The 19431-nt window shown below is 73.7% G+C and carries 17 protein-coding genes and 2 pseudogenes; 10 read left to right on the top strand and 9 right to left on the bottom strand.

The window, feature by feature from the left end:
* Nucleotides 1–118: 118 nt before the first annotated feature.
* Both LCD31_RS29570 and LCD31_RS13980 read right to left on the bottom strand, forming a co-directional pair.
* A complete protein-coding gene (locus tag LCD31_RS29570) occupies nt 119–1207 on the bottom strand; it encodes a Zn-dependent alcohol dehydrogenase (RefSeq protein ID WP_224958586.1) in 1089 nt (362 codons plus the stop codon).
* Between the two features lie 81 nt (nt 1208–1288).
* On the bottom strand, nt 1289–1498 hold the full coding sequence (locus tag LCD31_RS13980; RefSeq protein WP_224958584.1) for a ferredoxin: 210 nt from the start codon (nt 1496–1498) through the stop codon (nt 1289–1291).
* A gap of 300 nt (nt 1499–1798) precedes the next feature.
* Here LCD31_RS13980 and LCD31_RS13975 point away from each other — a divergent pair, with 300 nt between their 5' ends.
* From LCD31_RS13975 to LCD31_RS13965, 3 genes are all read left to right on the top strand, one after another.
* A complete protein-coding gene (locus tag LCD31_RS13975) occupies nt 1799–2977 on the top strand; it encodes an acyl-CoA dehydrogenase family protein (protein ID WP_224958581.1) in 1179 nt (392 codons plus the stop codon).
* A gap of 38 nt (nt 2978–3015) precedes the next feature.
* A complete protein-coding gene (locus LCD31_RS13970; RefSeq protein ID WP_224958579.1) occupies nt 3016–4134 on the top strand; it encodes an acyl-CoA dehydrogenase family protein in 1119 nt (372 codons plus the stop codon).
* A 259-nt stretch (nt 4135–4393) separates the two neighbouring features.
* Nucleotides 4394–6022, top strand: a complete 1629-nt coding sequence (locus LCD31_RS13965) for a long-chain-fatty-acid--CoA ligase (protein ID WP_224958577.1) — start codon at nt 4394–4396, stop codon at nt 6020–6022.
* Here the strand turns inward: LCD31_RS13965 and LCD31_RS13960 are convergent.
* The 4 genes and pseudogenes from LCD31_RS13960 to LCD31_RS13945 form a co-directional block, all read right to left on the bottom strand.
* Nucleotides 5997–6162 (bottom strand): annotated as a pseudogene (locus tag LCD31_RS13960) (helix-turn-helix domain-containing protein). The gene LCD31_RS13965 and the pseudogene LCD31_RS13960 sit on opposite strands and share 26 nt — an antisense overlap.
* A 62-nt stretch (nt 6163–6224) precedes the next feature.
* Entirely contained in the window at nt 6225–6617 is a 393-nt protein-coding gene (locus LCD31_RS13955; protein WP_374108137.1) for a hypothetical protein, read from the bottom strand.
* Between the two features lie 100 nt (nt 6618–6717).
* On the bottom strand, nt 6718–7821 hold the full coding sequence (locus LCD31_RS13950; RefSeq protein WP_224958576.1) for a nitronate monooxygenase family protein: 1104 nt from the start codon (nt 7819–7821) through the stop codon (nt 6718–6720).
* Nucleotides 7821–9539: an acyl-CoA synthetase gene (locus LCD31_RS13945; protein WP_224958575.1), complete on the bottom strand. Its 1719-nt coding sequence runs from the start codon at nt 9537–9539 to the stop codon at nt 7821–7823. Before LCD31_RS13945 ends, LCD31_RS13950 begins: the two co-directional genes overlap by 1 nt.
* Nucleotides 9540–9635: 96 nt before the next feature.
* On the opposite strand from LCD31_RS13945, the gene LCD31_RS13940 reads away from it, so the two are divergent.
* On the top strand, nt 9636–10424 hold the full coding sequence (locus LCD31_RS13940; RefSeq protein ID WP_224958574.1) for a crotonase/enoyl-CoA hydratase family protein: 789 nt from the start codon (nt 9636–9638) through the stop codon (nt 10422–10424).
* Nucleotides 10425–10489: 65 nt separating this feature from the next.
* Here LCD31_RS13940 and LCD31_RS13935 read toward each other — a convergent pair.
* A pseudogene (locus LCD31_RS13935) lies at nt 10490–12102 on the bottom strand (acyl-CoA synthetase).
* A gap of 51 nt (nt 12103–12153) precedes the next feature.
* A complete protein-coding gene (locus LCD31_RS13930; RefSeq protein WP_224958573.1) occupies nt 12154–13218 on the bottom strand; it encodes an LLM class F420-dependent oxidoreductase in 1065 nt (354 codons plus the stop codon).
* Between the two features lie 100 nt (nt 13219–13318).
* Between LCD31_RS13930 and LCD31_RS13925 the strand changes: the two genes are divergently transcribed.
* From LCD31_RS13925 to LCD31_RS13905, 5 genes are read left to right on the top strand one after another with little or no spacing between them, the layout of a single operon-like run.
* Nucleotides 13319–14377, top strand: a complete 1059-nt coding sequence (locus LCD31_RS13925; protein WP_224958572.1) for a Zn-ribbon domain-containing OB-fold protein — start codon at nt 13319–13321, stop codon at nt 14375–14377.
* Nucleotides 14378–14402: 25 nt separating this feature from the next.
* Entirely contained in the window at nt 14403–15458 is a 1056-nt protein-coding gene (locus tag LCD31_RS13920; RefSeq protein WP_224958571.1) for a thiolase domain-containing protein, read from the top strand.
* Nucleotides 15458–16837 (top strand): thiolase domain-containing protein, encoded by a 1380-nt coding sequence (locus LCD31_RS13915; protein ID WP_224958570.1) that lies wholly within the window; start codon nt 15458–15460, stop codon nt 16835–16837. Before LCD31_RS13920 ends, LCD31_RS13915 begins: the two co-directional genes overlap by 1 nt.
* Nucleotides 16837–17718, top strand: coding sequence for a TIGR03619 family F420-dependent LLM class oxidoreductase (locus tag LCD31_RS13910; protein ID WP_224958569.1), 882 nt, complete (start codon nt 16837–16839; stop codon nt 17716–17718). Before LCD31_RS13915 ends, LCD31_RS13910 begins: the two co-directional genes overlap by 1 nt.
* A gap of 26 nt (nt 17719–17744) precedes the next feature.
* Nucleotides 17745–18236, top strand: coding sequence for a nuclear transport factor 2 family protein (locus LCD31_RS13905; protein WP_224958567.1), 492 nt, complete (start codon nt 17745–17747; stop codon nt 18234–18236).
* A gap of 157 nt (nt 18237–18393) precedes the next feature.
* Here the strand turns inward: LCD31_RS13905 and LCD31_RS13900 are convergent, their stop codons facing one another.
* Nucleotides 18394–18780: a helix-turn-helix domain-containing protein gene (locus tag LCD31_RS13900; RefSeq protein ID WP_224958565.1), complete on the bottom strand. Its 387-nt coding sequence runs from the start codon at nt 18778–18780 to the stop codon at nt 18394–18396.
* A 94-nt stretch (nt 18781–18874) separates the two neighbouring features.
* Here LCD31_RS13900 and LCD31_RS13895 point away from each other — a divergent pair, with 94 nt between their 5' ends.
* Nucleotides 18875–19285, top strand: coding sequence for a RidA family protein (locus LCD31_RS13895; protein WP_224958563.1), 411 nt, complete (start codon nt 18875–18877; stop codon nt 19283–19285).
* The last annotated feature ends 146 nt before the right edge of the window (nt 19286–19431 follow it).

Raw genomic sequence — 19431 nt, 5'->3', positions numbered from 1 at the left:
GGTCGGTTGCTCCGGTGATCGGTGGCCGGGCCGCTCGGTGGCGAAGCCGGTCAGTGGCCCGGCAGATCAGTGGCTCAGCCGGTCGGTGGCCCGGTCGGCGGCCCGGCCGGTCGGCGGTCTAGTCGAAGGTGACGATCTGGCGCACCAGCGCGGCATCGCCGCCCTGCAGCGCGGCCAGCCCCTCGTTGATCTCGGACAGCGGCAGCCGCCTGCTGACCATGCCCTCCAGGTCGAGCAGCCCGGCGCGCCAGAACCGCAGCATCCGGTCGATGTCCCGGCGCGGGTCGGCCGAGCCGTAGAAGGACGGCAGGATCCTGCGCTCGTTGAGGAACAGCTCCTGCGCGGTGAACTCGACCTTCTGCTCCGCCCCGCCCGCGCCGACGATGACGGTGCTGCCGCCGCGGCGGGTGGCGTCGTAGGCGGCGCGGATGGTGCCCGCCAGCCCCACGACCTCGATGGCGCAGTCGAACCCGGCGCCGCCGGTGAGCTCCTGCTTGAGCTCGTCGAAGCCGTCGGGGGTGGCGGTGTGCGTCGCGCCGAACCGGCGAGCCCCGGCGTGCTTGCCGACCACCGGGTCCACCGCGACGATCGTGGTCGCCCCGGCCAGCCGCGCCCCCTGGACCACCGAGATCCCGACGCCGCCGCAGCCGATGACGGCGACGGTGGCGCCCGGTTCGATCCGGGCTGTGTTGAGCACCGCGCCCACGCCGGTCAGCACCCCGCAGCCCAGCAGCGCGGCCACCTCGAACGGCACGTCCGGCTCGACCTTGATCGCCCCGGCGCGGGGCAGCACGAGCTCCTCGGCGAAGGTGCCGCAGCCGGCGAACCCGAACACCGGCTGGGAGCCCACCTCGAAGCGCGGCGAGGTGAACGCGGCGACCGTGTGCACCGCGCACAGGTGCGGCTGGCCGTGCAGGCATTCCCGGCAGGTCCCGCAGGGCGGGACGAAGGTGATGGTGACGTGGTCGCCGGGCACCAGGTCGGTCACCTGGTCGCCGACGGCGAGCACTTCGCCCGCGCCTTCGTGGCCCATCACGCCGGGGGCGAGCGCGGGAAGCGTGCCGTTCATCGCGGACAGGTCGCTGTGGCAGATGCCGGCCGCGCGGATCCGCACGTGCACTTCACCTGGCCCGGGAGCCACCACGGCCGCGTCCGAGCGGACGTGGAGCCGGTCGTCGCCGATCTGATCGAGCACCGCTGCTTCCACGGTCCTGTCCCCTCGTCGCGTCCACGCCCGCCGGAGCGGACCGTTACCTGCGACACACGGTAGAACTTGTTACCGTTCTGCTCAAGACCCGAGTTCATCGGTTCCCTCAACGAAGTACAACGCTCCTTTGGGGCACAGCTGCACAGCTTTGGTAACACGTTCTACCCGCTCGGCGGGGACGGGGCGGTGGACGTGCAGCCGCTCGTCCTCGTCCAGCTCGAAGACCTCCGGAGCGAGCCCGGCGCAGACCCCGTTGGCCTCGCACAGCTCCGGTCGCACGCCGATCTCCATGACCACCTCCGCACTCGTGGACCCCTGTCCGCGCGACGGATCGGCATCGGCCTCCCGCGAGGCCAACGAGCCGCACCCGCCCCGGGACACCGTCCGGCCGCCGGATCACCCGAGCGGACCAGCGCGGTCAGTCCCGGCGAGGATCCGAACCTAGAACGCGTTCCACGCTATCCGATCGGGACCTCCGGAATCGATGGATGCCGACCGGTAGGAGGAAGGTCGACCCGCGAGCGCCCGCCGGTCTATGGTCACTGCAACACGTTGCACTCGAACCGTGCATCGCTCGCGCCAGGAGGCCCCATGCACATCGGCTTCACCCCCGAGCAGCAGCGGCTGCGGCAACGGCTGCGCGACTACTTCGCGGACCTGATGACCGACGAGCTGCGCGCCGAACTGACCGGCGACGGCGACTACGGCGACGGCGGGGCCTACGAGCGGGTCGTGCGCAGGCTCGGCGCCGACGGCTGGCTCGCCCTCGGCTGGCCCCGCGAACACGGCGGCCACGGCGGCACCATGCTGGAACAGCTCATCTTCACTGACGAGGCGGCCGTCGCCGGCGTCCCGGTACCGTTCCTGACGCTCAACAGCATCGCCCCGACGATCATGCGCTACGGCACCCCGGAGCAGCGCGCCCGGTACCTGCCGGGCATCGCTTCGGGCGAACTGCACTTCGCCATCGGCTACTCCGAACCCGAGGCGGGGACCGATCTCGCCTCGCTGCGCACCACCGCGGTGCGCGACGGCGACCACTACGTGATCAACGGGCAGAAGATGTGGACCAGCCTGGTGCAGTACGCCGACCACATCTGGCTGGCCTGCCGCACCGACCCGGACGCCCGCAAGCACGAGGGCCTCAGCGTGCTGGTCGTGCCGACCGACTCCCCCGGCTTCTCCTGGACCCCGGTACGCACCGTCGCCGGGCCCACCACCAGCGCCACCTACTACGAGGACGTGCGGGTGCCGGTGAGCGCGCTGGTCGGGACGGAGAACGGCGGCTGGCCGCTGATCACCAACCAGCTCAACCACGAGCGGGTCGCGCTCACCTCCGCGGCCCCGATCATCGCGGCGCTCGGGCAGGTGCGGGAGTGGGCGCGGCGCACCGAACTCGCCGACGGGCGCCGGGTGCTCGACCAGGAGTGGGTGCGCTCGCACCTGGCGCGGGTGCACGCGGGCGCCGAGGTGCTCAAGCTGATGAACTGGAAGATCGCCTGGACCGCAGAGCAACGACCGGCGCCCGCCGCGGCGTCGGCGACGAAGGTCTACGGCACCGAGCTGGCCATCGAGGCCTACCGGCTGCTGATGGAGGTGCTCGGCCCCGCCGCTCACGTGCGCGGCGGCGCACCGGGTGCGGCGCTGCGCGGCCGGATCGAGCGGATGCACCGGGCCGCGCTGATCCTCACCTTCGGCGGCGGCACCAACGAGGTGCAGCGCGACATCGTGTCCACCGCGGGCCTCGGCCTGCCGCGCGCCCGCCGGTGACGCGCGCCGGAACCCACCACTCGCAGAGGAGCACCGCGATGGACTTCACCCCCACCGAGCAGCAGCAGGACCTCACCGAGCTGACCCGCCGGATCACGACCGACCGGGTCACCAGCGAGCGGTTGCGCGAAGTGGAATCCGGGCCGGAGCGCTTCGACCGCGCGCTGTGGGCGGAACTGGCGAAGGCGGGCGTGCTCGGCGCCGGGCTGCCCGATTCCCTCGGCGGCGGGGGCTGCGGGCCGCTGGAGCAGTGCGCGGTGCTGGTGGAACTGGGCCGCGCCGTCGCCCCGGTGCCGTACCTGGCGTCGCTGGTCGCCGGGGCGGGTGCGCTCGCCCGGTTCGGCGACGAGCAGCAGTGCGAGCGCTGGGCGCGGCCCGCGGGCGGCGGCGAGATCGTGCTCACCGCCGCGTTCGCCGAAGGCGCCGAACCCGTTCCGGACCCGCCCGCGACCCGCGCCGAACGGGCGGACGAGCGGTGGGTGCTGCACGGCGCGAAGGTCGCGGTGCCCGCCGGGACGGTCGCCGACGCGTTCCTCGTCCCCGCCACGACCCCGGACGGCACCCGGGTGTTCGTGGTCGCCGCCGCCGACCCGGGCGTCTCGGTACGGGCGCAGCAGGTCGTGGACGGGGACGCGGAAGCGGTGCTGGAGCTGGCGGCGGTCGCGCTCGACGCGGACCGGCTGCTCGGCGGCGCCGAGGTCGCGCGGTGGCTCGCCGACCGGTACGCGCTCGGGGCGTGCGCCGAACAGCTCGGCGTGCTGGAGCGGGCGCTGGAGCTCACCGCCGCGCACGCCCGCGAACGCGTCCAGTTCGACCGTCCGATCGGCACCTTCCAGGCGGTCTCGCAGCGGCTCGCCGACGCCTACGTCGACGTGGAGGCCGTCCGGCTCACGCTGTGGCAGGCCGCGTGCCGCGCCGCGCAGGACCTGCCGTGCTCCGCCGAGGTGGCCGTCGCGAAGTTCTGGGCCGCCGAAGCCGGGCACCGCGTGGCGCACACCGCGGTCCACGTGCACGGCGGCACGGGCATCGACCTGGACCACGACCTGCACCGCTACTTCACCGCCGCCAAGCGCCGCGAGTTCGTCCTCGGCGGCGCCACCGCACAGCTGCACCGCATCGGCGAGGCGCTGGCCACCGACGAAATCTCCTTGGACTGACTGGCTTGTCTTCCACTCGTGTTGCGTAGCGCCCACTGGGCCTTGTCGTTTTCTTGTCAGCGGCGAAGCCGCTGAGCAGCGACCACCAGAGCAACAAGACCACCCGCGGGTTCTCAGCGGCTTCCTCGCGAGGACAGCGATTTCGCCGTGTGTTGGACATACATCAGAAATCGATCCCGCAGCGAGGAAGCCGCTGAGGTTCCGCCACCCCAGTGCTACGCAACACCAGTGGGAAATCGAAGCGACGGGAGGAGCGGGCATGGTTGAGCGGACTCCGACGGTGACCGAACTGCTGCTGGCCCGCGCGGACGACGCGCGGCCCGGACTGCGCTTCGAGGACCGGGAGTGGAGCTGGGCCGAGCACGTGCGGCGCAGCGCCGAACTCGCGGCCCTGCTGCGCGCGCGGCACCCCACCGACGGGCCGCCGCACGTCGGGGTGCTGCTGGACAACGTGCCGGAGTTCTCCTTCCTGCTGGGCGCGGCCGCGCTGTCCGGCACCGTGCTGGCCGGGCTCAACCCGGGCCGCCGGGGCGCGGCGCTGGCTCGGGACGTGCGGCTCGCGGACTGCGCTCTGGTGATCACCGAGCCGCGGCACGCCCCGCTGCTGGACAGTGCCGAGCTCGACGCCGAGGTGCTGGTGCTCGGCTCCCCGGAGTGGGAGCGGGCGCTGGCCGCGCACCGCGGCGCCCCGCTCGACCCGGTGCCCGCCACCCCGGACGACCTGTTCGCGCTGCTGTTCACCTCCGGCACCGGCGGCGAGCCGAAGGCGGTGCGCTGCACGCACGGCAAGGTCGCGTTCCCGGGCCGGATGCTCGCCGACCGGTTCCGGCTGGGCGGGCGGGACGGCACGTACGTTTCGATGCCGCTGTTCCACTCGAACGCACTGTTCGCCGGGTGGGCGGTGGGCCTGGCGGCGGGCGCGGCGATCTCGTTGCGGCGCCGGTTCTCCGCGTCGGAGTTCCTGTCCGACGTGCGCCGGTTCGGCGCCACCTACGCGAACTACGTCGGCACGCCCCTGTCGTACGTGCTGGCCACGCCGCCGCGGCCGAACGACGCGGACAACCCGCTGCGGATCGCCTACGGCAACGAGGGCGCCGAGCGGGACCTGGCGCGGTTCGCGGAGCGCTTCGGCTGCCGGGTGGTGGACGGGTTCGGCTCCACCGAAGGCGGCATCGCCATCGCCCGCACCCCGGACGCGCCACCCGGTTCGCTCGGCAGACCCGGCCCGGGGGTGGCGGTGCTGCACCCGGACACCGGGCGGCGGTGCGCGGTGGCGGTCTTCGACCGGGACGGACGGCTCGCCAACCCGGACGAGGCGGTCGGCGAATTGGTCAACACCGCGGGCGCCGGCTGGTTCGCCGGCTACTACGGCGCGCCGGAGGACGACGCGCGGCGGATGGGCGGCGGCATGTACCGGTCCGGCGACCTCGGCTACGTCGACGCGGACGGGTTCTGCTACTTCGCGGGCCGTTCCGCGGAATGGCTGCGGCTGGGCGGGGAGAACCTGGGTGCCGCGCCGATCGAGCGGGTGCTGCTGCGGCATCCGGCGATCGCGCACGCCGCGGTGTACGCGGTGCCGGACCCGGCGGTCGGCGACCAGGTAATGGCGGCGCTGGTGCTCGCCGACGAGCTCGACGACCTCGGTGATTTCCTGGCCGCGCAACCGGATCTGGGTCCGAAGCAGCTGCCGCGGTTCGTCCGCATCGCCGCGGAGCTGCCGCGCACCGGCACGCACAAGGTGCTCAAGCGCGAACTCGCCGCCCAACGCTGGAACTGCCCGGACCCGGTGTGGTGGCGTCCCGGGCCGGACCCGGTCTACGAGGTCCTGCCCCCGGAGCGGGCGGCCGAGCTGGACGGCCGCGCTACGCGTCCGGTTCCTCGAAGCTGAGCAGATCCCCGGGCTGGCAGTCGAGCGCCGCAGATCTTGGCCAGCGTGGAGAACCGGATCGCCCTGGCCCGCTGGTTCTTCAGGATCGACAGGTTCGCGAGGGTGATGCCGATCCGGTCGCCGAGCTCGGTCAGGGTCATGTCCCGCTCGGCCAGCAGCCGGTCCAGGTGCACGCGGACGCCGTGCGGCTCGTCGTCGGCGGTCACACCGTCCCCGCCAGGTCCTCGCGCATCCGCACGGCTTCCCGCATGATCCGGGCGAGGATCAGGGCGGCGAGCCCGGCCAGCACCGCGAACCACGGGAACGGGTTGCCGCTCATCGCCTGCCACGGCTGGCCGCCGCCGAACACGTCGGGCGGGGTGGCCGCCGGGACCGTGCTCGCGACCAGGGCCTGCCGCGACCACCCGGTCACCGCGGCGGCGACCGGGACGCCGAGCACCAGAAACCACCCGAGCGCGGCCATCCGGCGCGGTACCAGGTCGGTGAACGCGCCGTGGCGCACCGCGGTCCGCAGCACCGCGGTCCGCAGCAGCAGCGCCACCGCCGCGAACAGGTAGCCCGGCAGCCGCACCCCCAGGTCCCACATCCGCTGCACCGCGTCGGGGTCCTGTAGGCAGCACCGGACGAGGGCGCTGCCGCCGACGCGCACCCCGGCGGCCGCGGCGGGGGGATCGGCCCGCCCCGGACGACGGGCGTCAGCGCAGGCGGCCCAGGCGGGCGAGGGTGTCGTCGGCCTCGCGGAGCAGCTCGCCCATCAGCTCGTCGACGCCGCGCACCGCGTTCATCCGGCCCACGACCTGCCCCACCGGCATCGAGACCACCTCCGGGTCCTCGGCCGCGCTGATCCGCTGGTGCGCCTCGCTGACCAGGATGTTCTGCAGCGGCATCGGCAGCGGCTCGGGCGCGTCCGGTTCGCTCCACGCCTCGGTCCAGCGGGTCTTGAGCAGCCGCGCCGGTTTGCCGGTGTAGATGCGGGTGCGCACCGTGTCCGCGGAACCCGCGGCGACCAGCGCGCGCTGCATCGCCGCGCCGCCGGTGGTCTGCGCGTACTCGCGGGTCGCCAGCCAGTACGAACCCATCCACGCCCCGCTCGCGCCCAGGGCCAGCGCGGCCGCGATCTGGCGCCCGGAGCCGATGCCGCCCGCGGCGAGCACCGGGGCCCGGTCGCCGACGGCGTCGACGACCTCCGGCACCAGCACCATGGTGGCGATCTCGCCGGTGTGCCCGCCCGCCTCGTGGCCCTGCGCCACGACCAGGTCCACGCCCTGTTCGACGTGCCTGCGGGCGTGCTCGGCCTTGCCGGCGAGCGCCGCGACCTGCACGCCGCGCTCGTGGGCGCGGCCGATCACGTCCGGCGGCGGGGAACCGAGCGCGTTGGCGATGAGCGCGACCGGGTGCCGCAGCGCCACGTCCACGTGCGAGCGGGCCACCGAGTGCAGCCAGCCGAGCACCGCGTCCCCGGCCCCCTGCCCGGCGGGCAGCTCCGGCACGCCGAGCCGGTCGAGGGTGCGGCGCACGAAATCCCGGTGCTGCTGCGGCACCATCGCCGCCAGGTCCACATCGGACCCTTCGGTGGGCACGGTGGAGGGCATCACGACGTCCACGCCGTACGGGCGGTCGCCGGTGTTGCGGTCCATCCAGTCCAGGACCGCGTCGAGCTCGGCGGCGTCGTTGAACCGCACGCAGCCGAGCACCCCCAGCCCGCCCGCGCGGCTGACGGCGGCGGCGACGTGCTCGGACGGGGTGAAGGCGACGATCGGGTGCTCGATGCCGAGCCGGTCGCAGAGGTCGGTGCGCATCAGGGGGTCCTTTCGGCCGCGTCCCGCGCGGCGGAGCCGGGGTCGTCGGCGGGTGGGTCGGACTTCTCGGCGGCGGTGCGCTGCGGGCCGGATTCGGCTGCTGCGGCGGGAGTTCTGCCGGAGCGGGCGCAGCTCGGCCGGAACCGCTCGGCGAGCCCGCGGGCCCACCGGTAGTCCGGCTTGCCGCTGGGCGAGCGGCGCACCTCCCCCGCCAGCCACAGCTTGCGCGGCACCTTGTACCCGGCGATGTGCTCGCGCGCGTGCCGGTCCAGGTCGTCCCAGACGGGCGCGGCCCCGTCGCGGGTCTGCACGACGGCGGCCACGCACTGCCCGAGCCGCTCGTCGGGGACGCCGAACACGAGCGCGTCGAACACGGCGGGGTGCGCCTTGAGCACGCCCTCGACCTCTTCGGGGTAGACCTTCTCGCCGCCGGTGTTCACCGACATCGAGCCGCGGCCGAGCATGGTGACGGTGCCGTCGGCTTCGTAGCGGGCGTAGTCGCCGGGCACCACGTAGCGGGTGCCGTCGATCTCCACGAACACCGCGCCGGTCTTGTCCGGGTCCTTGTAGTAGCCCAGCGGCACGTGCCCGGAGCGGGCGAGCAGCCCGACCTCGGTCGAGTCCGGCGGCAGCAGCGTCCCGTCCCGGCCGATGATCGCGGTGGCCGCGTCGGCGTTCACCCGGGGCCCGCCGGTGGTCGAGGTGTCCGCGCTGAGCACGCCGATGCCGCTGAACCCGGTTTCGGAGCTGCCGATGGAGTCGGTGAGCAGCACGCCGGGCAGCGCGTCGAGGTACTGGCGCTGCACCGACGGGGAGAACAGCGCGGCGCTGCTGGAGATCGCGACCAGCGAGGACACGTCGTGCTCGCCCTCGTGCAGCGCTTCGATCAGCGGCCGGGCCATCGCGTCGCCGGTGATGGCCAGGACGTGCACGCCGTGGCGTTCGACGGCGCGCCAGATCTCGTGCGGGTCGAACTCGGGGACGATCACGACGGGGCTGCAGGCGAACAGGTTCCCGAAGGCGGCCCACTGCGCGGCACCGTGGATGAACGGGGCGGCCGGCAAGCGCACCAGCCCGCCGTTCGCGGCGCCATCGCGGGCCTGCTGCCACTCGTCGGCCATCGGTTCGCCGGTCATGAAGTCGATGCCGCCGCCGAGGGTGCGCCAGACGTCTTCGTGGCGCCACATCACGCCCTTCGGGTCGCCGGTGGTGCCGCCGGTGTAGAGCAGGAACAGGTCGTCGTCGGAGCGGGCCGGGAAGTCGCGCTCGTCGGAGCCCTCGGCGAGGGCGGTCTCGTAGGGGGTCGCGTCGCAGTCCAGGTCGCTGCCGTCTTCCAGGACGAGCACGTGCCGCAGCCCGGGCGGCAGCGCCTGCGCCACCCGGTCGGCGTAGCGGCGTTCGTGCACCAGTGCGACGAGGTCGGCGTCCTCGTAGAGGTAGCGCAGTTCTCCCGCCACGTAGCGGTAGTTGACGTTGACCGCGACCGCGCGCAGCTTGTACGCGGCCAGCATGGCTTCGAGGGCTTCGATGCGGTTGCGGGTGTGCACCCCGATGTGCGAGCCCCGGCCCAGCCCGCGGTCGGCCCAGTGGTGGGCGAGCCGGTTCGATCGGCGTTCCAGTTCGGCGAAGGTGGCCCGGCGCTCGCCGCAGATCACGGCGACGCGCTCGGGTGTCAGGTCGACGGCGTGCTCGAAGAGATCCGCGATGTTGTGTGCCACCCGATCGAAATTAGAACATGTTATCGTTCGAGGCAACGGGCCGATCGGTTCACGTTTCCCTGCAAGGCTTTCCCGCTCGCACCCCGGGAGGAACGCATGTCCGGAACATCCCCGCACTGCCTGGTGGACCGGCGCGGTCCGGTGCTGGTCGTGACGCTCAACCGGCCCGAAGCCCGCAACGCGCTGTCCGCCGAGATGATGGCGATCATGCAGCGCGCCTGGGACGAGGTGGACGCCGATCCCGACATCCGCGCCTGCGTGCTCACCGGCGCGGGCGGCGCGTTCTGCGCCGGCGCGGACCTCAAGGCCATGACCAGCAGCCACCCCGGCGACACCACGGCGGGGCGGGACCTGTCGGTGATCGAACCGCTGCTGAAGGGCCGCAGGCTCACCAAACCGCTCATCGCCGCCGTCGAAGGCCCGGCCGTCGCGGGCGGCACCGAGATCCTGCAGGCCACCGACATCCGGATCGCGGGCCGCAGCGCGCGGTTCGGCGTCTCGGAGTGCCGGTGGGGCCTGTTCCCCCTCGGCGGTTCCGCGGTGCGGCTGCCGCGGCAGATCCCCTACGCGCGGGCCGCCGAGATCCTGCTGACCGGCAGGCACCTCAGCGCCGAGGAGGCCGCGGACGTCGGGCTCATCGGCCGGGTGGTGCCGGACGGCGAGGCGCTGCCGACCGCGCTGGAACTCGCCGAGCTCGTGGCCGCGAACGGGCCGCTGGCGGTGCGCGCGATCCTGCGCACCATGCGCGAGACCGAAGGCATGCCGGAACAGGAGGCCTTCCAGGTCGACACCCGGCTGGGCCTGGAGGTCTTCCGCAGCGCCGACGCGAAGGAGGGCCCCCGCGCCTTCGCGGAGAAGCGCACGCCCCGCTTCCGCGGCGAATGACCGCCGGGTGAACGGCCCGTCCGATCGGGCGGAGCCGTTCACCTGAACCGTCCGGGCGAGTGCGGTCAGGACTTGAGCTTGCGTTTGTAGAGCTTGCCGTTGGGGTCGCGCGGGAGTTCGTCGGTGTAGTCGACGATGCGCGGCAACTTGAACCCGGCGATGCGGTCCGCGGCGAACTCCAGCAGTTCCGCGGTGAGCGCCTCCTCCCCCGCGACACCGGGCGCGGGCTGCACGACGGCCTTGACCTGCTCGCCCCAGTCCTCGTGCGGCACGCCGAACACGGCGACGTCGGCGACCTTCGGGTGCACCGAAAGCGCGTTCTCGATCTCCGCCGGGTAGATGTTCACCCCGCCCGAGATGATCAGGTCGCTCTTGCGGTCCCGCAGGTACAGGTACCCGTCCTCGTCGAGGTACCCGACGTCGCCGAGGGTGAACAGGTCGCCGACGCGTCCCTCGCGGGTCTTCTCCGGGGCCTGGTGGTACTCGAAGCTGGAGGTGCCCATCCGCATGTACACGGTCCCGACCTCCCCCGGCGGCAGCTCCGCCCCGTCGTCGTCGAGCACCCGCACCACCGACCCGGGCCAGGCCCGGCCGACCGAACCGGGTTTGCGCAGCCACTCGGCGGCGGGGATCACGGTGCCGCCGCCCTCGGTGGCCGCGTAGTACTCGACGACCACCGGCCCCCACCAGTCGAGCATCCGCTGCTTCACCTCGATCGGGCAAGGCGCGGCTCCGTGGATGGCGACGCGCATCGAGGAGACGTCGTAGCGCTCCCGCACCTGCTCGGGCAGCGCCAGCAGCCGGTGGAACTGGGTCGGCACCACGTGCGTGTGCGTCACCCGGTGCCGCTCGACTAGCGCGAGCATCCGCTCCGGGTCCCACCGGTCCACCAGCACCACCGGATGGCCCAGCTGCAGCGAAATGCTCGCGAAGTTGAGCACCGCGGTGTGGTACAGCGGCGAGCCGCACAGGTGCACGTGCCCGTCGAACGGTTCCAGCCCGAAGATGCCGAAGAACCACTGCGAGTACACCGGGACTTGGTCGGGATCGGCGCCGGTCAGCGCCCGGCGGACGCCCTTGGGCCTGCCGGTGGTGCCGGAGGTGTAGAGCATCGGCGAGCCCGCGGTGCGCACGTCCGGGCGGGTCGCGGGGGGGCCCGCGGCCCGCGCGGGCCCCGGCCGGGCCCCCCGGGCCCCCCCCCCCGCCCCCCGGCGGGGGGGGGGGGGGGGGGGGGCCCCCCCCCCCCCCCCCCGCCGAGCTCGGCCAGCGGCCGGAACCCCGGGACCTCGCCGACGGCGAACCGGCGGTGCTCGTCCAGCTCGGCGCGGTCGGCGGCATCGGTGGCGGCCGCGGCGAAGCGCTCGTGCGCGAGGAACGCCTTCGCCCCGCTGTCGCCGAGGATGTAGGCGATCTCGGCGCCGACGAGGTGCCAGTTCACCGTGACCACGTACAGCCCGGTCTGCAGCGCGGCGAAGTAGGCGGCGAGCAGCTCGGGTCCGTTCGGCAGCAGCAGCACCACGCTGTCGCCGGGTTCGAGCCCCATCGCCTGCCAGCCGCGGCCGAGCCGGTCGGCCTCGGCGGCGAGTTCGCCGTAGCCGATCTCCCGCTCCTCCGGGGTGATCAGCGCGGTGCGGCCGGGATGTTCGGCGGCGATGTTCCAGAGTCCGATGTCGGTCACGGCGCACTCCTGTTCCCGGGGCCGGCGGTTCCCACCAAGCTAGAACGCGTTTCACTTCGACGGCAAGGGCTCGTCGTCCGCGCCGAGCACCGCGTCCGCCACCGCGTGCAGCTGCGCGACGTCCCGGCAGCCCACCAGCAGCACGTCCACCCCGGCCCGCCGCCAGGCGCGGACCCCGGCGCGGACCTGCTCGCGGTCGCCGATGATGGCGACGTCGTCCACCAGCTCGTCCGGCACCGCGGCGACGGCCTCGGCGCGGCGCCCGGCCTGGAAGTGCGCGGTGATCTCCTCGACCGCGGCGGTGTAGCCCATCCGCCGGAACAGGTCGGCGTGGAAGTTCATCCGGGTCGCGCCCATGCCGCCGATGTAGAGTGCCAGCGACGGCTTGACCTGCTCCTTCGCCGCGGCCGGATCGTCGGTGACCACGACCTGGCACGTGGCGGCGACCTCGAACCCGGCGCGGTCCCGCCGCGCACCGGGCCGGGCGAAGCCGTCGGCGAGCCACTGCTGGTAGAGCGGGGCGGCGCGCAGCGAGAAGTACACCGCGATCCAGCCGTCGGCGATCTCCGCGGTCTGCGCCACGTTGCGCGGCCCCTCGGCGCCGAGCCAGATCGGCAGGTCCGCGCGCAGCGGATGGGTGATCGGCCGCAGCGACTTGCCGAGCCCGAGCGCGCCCGGACCGGTGGCCGGCAGCGGGTAGTGCGGGCCGTCGTTGCGCACCGGCGCCTCGCGGGCCAGCACCTGGCGCACCACGTCGACGTATTCCCTGGTGCGCGCCAAGGGTTTCCCGAACGGGGCGCCGTACCAGCCCTCCACGACCTGCGGCCCGGAGACGCCGAGCCCGAGCACGTGGCGCCCGCCGGAGAGGTGGTCGAGGGTGAGCGCGTGCATCGCGCAGGCCGCCGGGGACCGCGCGGACAGCTGCGCCACCGAGGTGCCCAGCCGCACCCGGCTGGTGGCGCTGCCCCACCAGGCCAGCGGGGTGAACGCGTCGGAACCCCAGGACTCGGCGGCGAAGACCCCGTCGAAACCGGCGGATTCGGCGGCGGCGACCAGTGCCGGGGCGTCCGCCGGGGGCGCCGCTCCCCAATATCCGAGTTGCAGTCCGAGCCGCACGGCGGGCCTCCTCGCGTCGGGGTGCGGCCGGGTGGCCGCGGCTGCCCCCATCGTGCGCCGAACGTTGCCGCCTTGGCGAGAACATGTTTCACTTCATCGCGTGACCGAGATCGCGGAACCGCTCAGCGCCCCGCTCGAAGTCGGCTTCGACTACACCCGTTCGCCGGGCCCCGTGCTCGGCCGCTTCGCCGCCGGGTTGCGGCAGCGGCGGATCACCGGGGTGCGCGGCTCGGACGGCCGGGTGCACGTGCCCGCCGTCGAGCACGACCCGGTCACCGCCGCCCCGCTCGACGAGCTCGTCGAGGTCGGCGACACCGGGACGGTGCGCAGCTGGTCGTGGATCCCGGAACCGCTCGAAGGCCAGCCGCTGCCGCACGCGTTCGCCTGGGCGTTGGTGCGGCTGGACGGGGCGGACACCGCGCTGCTGCACGCGGTGGACGGCGGGTCGCCGGACCGGATGCGCACCGGGATGCGGGTGCGGGCGCGGTGGGCGGCGGAACGGGTCGGCGGCATCCGGGACATCGCCTGCTTCGACCCGGTTCCCGACGGTCCCGATTCCCTCGGCGACACCGATTCGCCCGGCGGTTCCGGTTCTCCCGGCGACACCGATTCACCCGGTGATGCCGGTGCGCCCGGCAACACCACCTCCTCCGCGCCGCGGGACGACTCCGGCCTCGAACCCGTGCAGCTGCTGACCACCCCGATCCACCTGCACTACCGGCATTCCGCCTCCCCGGAGGAGAGCCGCTACCTGCGCGGCCTCGCCGAGGGCCGGTTGCTGGGCCAGCGGTGCCCGGCCTGCCGCAAGGTCTACATCCCGCCGCGCGGCGCCTGCCCCACCGACGGCGTGCCCACCGAGCAGGAGGTGGAGCTCCCGGACACCGGAATCGTCACGACGTTCTGCATCGTCAACGTCCCGTTCCTGGGCCAGCGCATCACCCCGCCCTACGTCGCGGCCTACGTGCTGCTCGACGGTGCGGACATCGCGTTCCTGCACCTGGTGCTGGGGTGCGCGGCCGAGGAGGTCCGGATGGGCATGCGGGTGCGGGCGGAGTGGAAGCCGCGCGCCGAGTGGGACACGACGTTGCGCAACATCGACCACTTCCGCCCGTCCGGTGAACCGGACGCGCCGTACGAGTCCTACGCCCACCACCTGTGACCGCCCGCCGGCGTTGGGAGCGCGCATGACCGACAGCGATGTGGCCGTCGTGGGTTTCGCCCAGGCGCCGAACGTCCGCGCCACCAGCGGCACCACGAACGGCGTGGAGATGCTGGTGCCGGTGTTCGAGGAACTGCTCTCCGGCGCCGGGATGCGCACGGAGGACGTGGGTTTCTGGTGCTCGGGTTCCTCGGACTACCTGGCGGGCCGGGCGTTCTCGTTCATCGCGGCGATCGACGCGATCGGCGCGTTCCCGCCGATCAACGAGTCGCACGTGGAGATGGACGCGGCGTGGGCGCTGTACGAGGCGTGGGTGAAGATCCGCGCCGGCGAGGTGGACACGGCGCTGGTGTACGGCTTCGGCAAGTCCTCGGCGGGTGAGCTGCGGCGGGTGCTGGCGATGCAGCTGGACCCGTACTTCGCCGCGCCGCTGTGGCCGGACTCGGTGGGCGTCGCGGGGTTGCAGGCGCGGCTCGGCCTGGAGTCCGGGGCGTTCGCCGAGCAGGACATGGCGGAGGTCGCGGCCCGCTCGCGCGCCGACGCCGAGCACAACCCGCACGCGCAGCTGTCCGGCCGGGTGCTGGTCGCGGAGCTGCTGGCGCGGCCGTACCTGGCGGATCCGCTGCGCGCGCACGACTGCGCGCCGATCACCGACGGAGCCTCGGCGGTGCTGCTGGCGAGCGCGGGGCGGGCCCGGGAACTGCGGGACCGCCCGGCGTGGATCACCGGGGTGGAACACCGCATCGAGTCGGCCGAGCTGGGCGGCCGGGACCTCACCGCTTCACCGTCCACCGCGGACGCGGGGCGGGCGGCGGGCGCCGACGGCGTCGAGCTCGCCGAGCTGCACGCGCCGTTCACCCACCAGGAGCTGCTGCTGCGCGACGCCCTCGGCCTCGGCGGGTCGGTGCGGATCAACCCCTCGGGCGGGGCGTTGTGCGGCAATCCGATGTTCGCCGCCGGGCTCACCCGGATCGGCGAGGCGGCGCGGCGCGTGTGGTCGGGCGAGGCGGGAAAGGTCCTCGCGCACGCCACCAGCGGACCCGCGTTGCAGCAGAACCTCGTGTGCGTGATGGAGGGCTGATGGGCAAGCAGATCGCCGCGGTGCTCGGAACCGGCCAGACCCGGCACGCCAGCCGCCGCACCGACGTGTCGATGGCCGGGTTGTGCCGGGAGGCGGTGGACCGGGCGATGGCCGACGCCGAGGTCGGCTGGGACGAGGTGGACGCGGTCGTCGTCGGCAAGGCCCCCGACCTGTTCGAGGGTGTGATGATGCCGGAGCTGGTGCTCGCCGATGCGTTGGGCGCCACCGGGAAACCGCTGCTGCGGGTGCACACCGCCGGTTCCGTGGGCGGCTCGACCGCGAACGTGGCGGCGAGCCTGGTGCAGGCCGGGGTGCACCGCCGCGTGCTGGCGGTGGCGTTCGAGAAGCAGTCCGAGTCGAACGCCATGTGGGCGCTGTCGATCATGCCGCCGTTCTCGATGCCGGTGGGCGCGGGCGCGGGCGGCTACTTCGCCCCGCACGTGCGCTCCTACATCCGCCGTTCCGGCGCCCCGCCGCACATCGGGGCGATGGTGGCGGTCAAGGACCGGCGCAACGGCAGCCGCAACCCGTGGGCACACGTGCGGCAGGCGGACCTGACGGTGGAATCGGTGCTGGCCTCGCAGATGCTGTGGGATCCGATCCGCTACGACGAGACCTGCCCGTCCTCGGACGGGGCGTGCGCGATGGTGCTCGGCGACGAGCACGCCGCCGCGGGCCCCCGCCCCCCCGGGGGGGGGGGGCCCCCCCCCGCGCGGGGCCCCCCCCCCCCCCCCCCCCCCCGCCCCGCCCCCGGGGGCCCCCCCGCCCGGGGGGGCGCGGCGGGGGGGCGGGGGGCGGGTTCCCCCCGGGGGGGGGGGGCGCCGCGGGGGGGGGGGGGGGGGGGGGGGGGGGGGGGGGCCCCCCCCCCCCCCCCGGCCGCCGCGGCCACCGGCCGCCCGGTGGCCTGGATCCACGCCACGGCGATGCGCACCGAGCCGACCACGTTCGCCGGCCGCGACCAGGTGAGCCCGCAGGCCGGGCGGGACGCGGCGGCGGCGCTGTGGGCGCAGGGCGGCATCAACGACCCGATGTCCGAAGTGGACGTCGCCGAGCTCTACGTGCCGTTCTCCTGGTTCGAGCCGATGTGGCTGGAGAACCTGGGTTTCGCCGCCGAGGGCGAGGGCTGGAAGCTCACCGAATCGGGCGAGACGGCGATCGGCGGCAGGCTGCCGGTGAACCCGTCCGGTGGTGTGCTGTCGTCGAACCCGATCGGCGCCTCCGGGATGCTGCGGTTCGCCGAGGCGGCGATGCAGGTGATGGGCCGGGCGGGCGAGCACCAGGTGGACGGGGCGCGCACCGCGCTCGGGCACGCCTACGGCGGGGGCTCGCAATACTTCTCGATGTGGGTCGTGGGCGCCGCGCGGCCCGGGGAGCGCTGATGGAGTTCACGTTGTCCGTGGCCATGTGCCCGCTGCCGGAGCTGACCGCGCTGGCACGCGCGGCGGAGGAGGCCGGGTTCGCCGCGATCGCGCTGCCGGACTCGCTGTTCTACTCCGAGCACGTCGCCGCCGACTACCCGTACACCCCCGACGGCGAGCGGATGTGGACCGAGGAGACGCCGTGGACCGATCCGCTGGTGGCGGCCGCGGCGATGGGCGCGGTGACCGAGCGGCTGCGGTTCTACACCTCGGTGCTGAAGCTGGGCCCGCGCAATCCGCTGCTGCTGGCGCGGCAGGTGGCGTCGGTGGCGGCGCTGACCGGGGACCGGTTCGGGCTCGGCGTCGGCATCGGCTGGACGCCGGAGGAGTTCGAGTGGTGCGGGGCGCCGTTCGAGCGGCGCGGAGCGCGGGTGGACGAGGCGATCGAGGTGCTGCGCCTGGTGCTCGGCGGCGGGATGGTGGAGCACCACGGCGAGTTCTTCGACTTCGACCGGCTGCAGATGTCCCCCGCCCCCGGCCGCCGAGTGCCGATCTACGTCGGCGGGCACACCGAGCGGGCGCTGCGGCGGGCGGCGGCCCGCGGGGACGGCTGGTCCTCGGCGATGATGCGGATCGCCGAGCTGCGCACCACCATCGCCCGGCTCGGCGAGCTGCGCGCCGAGTTCGGCCGCGAGGCGGAGCCCTTCGAGATCCAGGCGGTGTGCGTGGACCGATTCGGCGCGGACGGCTACCGGGAGCAGGAGGCGGCGGGCGTGACCGATGCGATCGTGGTGCCGTGGGTGCTCGACGGCCACGGTTTCGACGCGGACATCGAGGTGAAGCGGGATTCGCTGCGGCGCTTCGCCGACGAGGTGATCCACCCGCTGGCGGCGGCCGGATGAGCGGCCCGGATGCGACGGAGGCGACGATGACCGGTTCGGTGCGGTGGGACGCGACCGAGGCCGACCACCCGGCGCGGCGGGCGGCGCGGGCCTCGATGGCGGCGGTGGCGCGCGGCGCGAAGGCGGACTGGCTGGCGCTGTTCGCCGCGGACGCGCTGGTGCAGGACCCGGTGGGCCCGTCCCCGCTGGACCCGTCCGGGCAGGGGCATCGGGGCACGGCGGCGATCGGCGCGTTCTGGGACTCGGTGATCGCCGGGGCGGCGAGCCTGCACTTCCACGTGCACGACTCGTTCGCCGCCGGCTCGGAGGTCGCCAACACCGGCCGCATCCGCACCCACCTCCCCGACGGCGCGACGATGGACGCCGACGGCGTCTTCCTCTACCGCGTGGACGACACCGGCCTGCTCATCTCGATGCGAGCCTTCTGGGAATTCGACCGAGCAATGGCAACCCTCACCCAAAACCCTGAACCCCCAACCGCCTCTCAGTCCATTGCCTGTCAGCGGCGCAGCCGCTGAGCTGACGACCACCAGAGCAACCGGCACCGCAGCGGGTTCTCAGCGCTTTCCTCGCGAGGACAGCGATTTCTCATGTGGCGGAGCCACCTGTGAAATCGATCCCGCAGCGAGGGAAGCGCTGAGGTTCCGCCACCCCACCCCTCCGCAAACGAACCACCTATCCGTCAAATTCACGGCGGGAAGCGTCGATGTTCGTTAGGTAGGTGTGGGTCCAGTCGCACATCCCGTGCACGACCTGGCGCAGCGCCCGTCCCGGTTCGGTGAGCTCGTAGTCCACCCGCGGCGGCACGGTGGGGTGCACGGTGCGGTCCAGCAGGCCGTTGCGCTCCAGCATCCGCAGGTTCTGGGTGAGCATCTTGTGGCTGATGCCCTCGATCCGCGCGCGCAGCTCGCTGAAGCGCAGGCTGCGCTCCTCCCCGAGCAGATCGATGATCAGGAACGCCCACTTGTTGGCGACCTCGGTGAAGATCTCCCGGGCGAGGGAGTCGGCGCGCCGCAGGTCGGCCTCGTCTTCGAGCGGGCTGGTGAAGTTCGTGGTTCCCATCAGGTTCCCCGGTTACGAAAAAGTGCGTTCTTCCACATCACGCGACACTCTCCTACGGTTTCCCGGTAACCACAAGAGAGCACGGAGGAACTCGATGGCCATCACGCTGGTGAACCCGGACGGGCTGCCGGAGGTCGAGCTGTACCGGCAGGTGTCGGTCGCCACCGGCTCGAAGCTGGTGTTCGTCGCCGGGCAGGTCGCCCGGGACGCGCACGGCGACCGGGTCGGGACGGGCGATCTCGCCGCGCAGGTCGAGCAGGTGTACCTCAACGTCGCCACCGCGCTGGCGGCGGCGGGCGCCTCGTTCGCGGACGTGGCGAAGCTGACCGCCTACCTCGTGGACTGGACGCCGGAGAAGTTCGAGCAGTTCATGGCGGGGCGCGCGCGGGCGAGCGCGCAGCTGGGCGGGGCCGTGCTGCCCCCGTTCACCGGCATCGGGGTGGCCGCCCTCGCCGAGCCGGACATGCTCGTCGAACTGGAAGCGACGGCGGTCGTCGAGGGCTGATGCCTGTTCTCGCTGCTTCTGCCGCGTCGTGGTCGGGTGGCGGAACCTCAGCGGTTTCCTCGCTGCGGGATCGTTTTCGCCGGGGGGGCCCCCCCAAGGGCAAAACCGGTGCGCCCGGGGGAACCCCGGGGAAACCCCCGGGGGGG

The organism is Saccharopolyspora sp. 6M, assembly GCF_020176775.1.
In the GTDB taxonomy this organism is placed as follows: Bacteria; Actinomycetota; Actinomycetes; order Mycobacteriales; family Pseudonocardiaceae; genus Saccharopolyspora_C; species Saccharopolyspora_C gregorii.
Note: the sequence above shows the minus strand (reverse complement) of the source record. Positions and strands in the feature narration are given on the sequence as shown.

Coding starts and splice junctions, on each gene's coding strand:
- LCD31_RS13975 (WP_224958581.1), top strand. CDS start 1,799: ATGCACATCGGCTTCACCCCCGAGCAGCAGCGGCTGCGGCAACGGCTG.
- LCD31_RS13920 (WP_224958571.1), top strand. CDS start 14,403: ATGACCGACAGCGATGTGGCCGTCGTGGGTTTCGCCCAGGCGCCGAAC.
- LCD31_RS13940 (WP_224958574.1), top strand. CDS start 9,636: ATGTCCGGAACATCCCCGCACTGCCTGGTGGACCGGCGCGGTCCGGTG.
- LCD31_RS13980 (WP_224958584.1), bottom strand. CDS start 1,498: ATGGAGATCGGCGTGCGACCGGAGCTGTGCGAGGCCAACGGGGTCTGC.
- LCD31_RS13970 (WP_224958579.1), top strand. CDS start 3,016: ATGGACTTCACCCCCACCGAGCAGCAGCAGGACCTCACCGAGCTGACC.
- LCD31_RS13895 (WP_224958563.1), top strand. CDS start 18,875: ATGGCCATCACGCTGGTGAACCCGGACGGGCTGCCGGAGGTCGAGCTG.
- LCD31_RS13910 (WP_224958569.1), top strand. CDS start 16,837: ATGGAGTTCACGTTGTCCGTGGCCATGTGCCCGCTGCCGGAGCTGACC.
- LCD31_RS13965 (WP_224958577.1), top strand. CDS start 4,394: ATGGTTGAGCGGACTCCGACGGTGACCGAACTGCTGCTGGCCCGCGCG.
- LCD31_RS13950 (WP_224958576.1), bottom strand. CDS start 7,821: ATGCGCACCGACCTCTGCGACCGGCTCGGCATCGAGCACCCGATCGTC.
- LCD31_RS13905 (WP_224958567.1), top strand. CDS start 17,745: ATGACCGGTTCGGTGCGGTGGGACGCGACCGAGGCCGACCACCCGGCG.
- LCD31_RS13900 (WP_224958565.1), bottom strand. CDS start 18,780: ATGGGAACCACGAACTTCACCAGCCCGCTCGAAGACGAGGCCGACCTG.
- LCD31_RS13915 (WP_224958570.1), top strand. CDS start 15,458: ATGGGCAAGCAGATCGCCGCGGTGCTCGGAACCGGCCAGACCCGGCAC.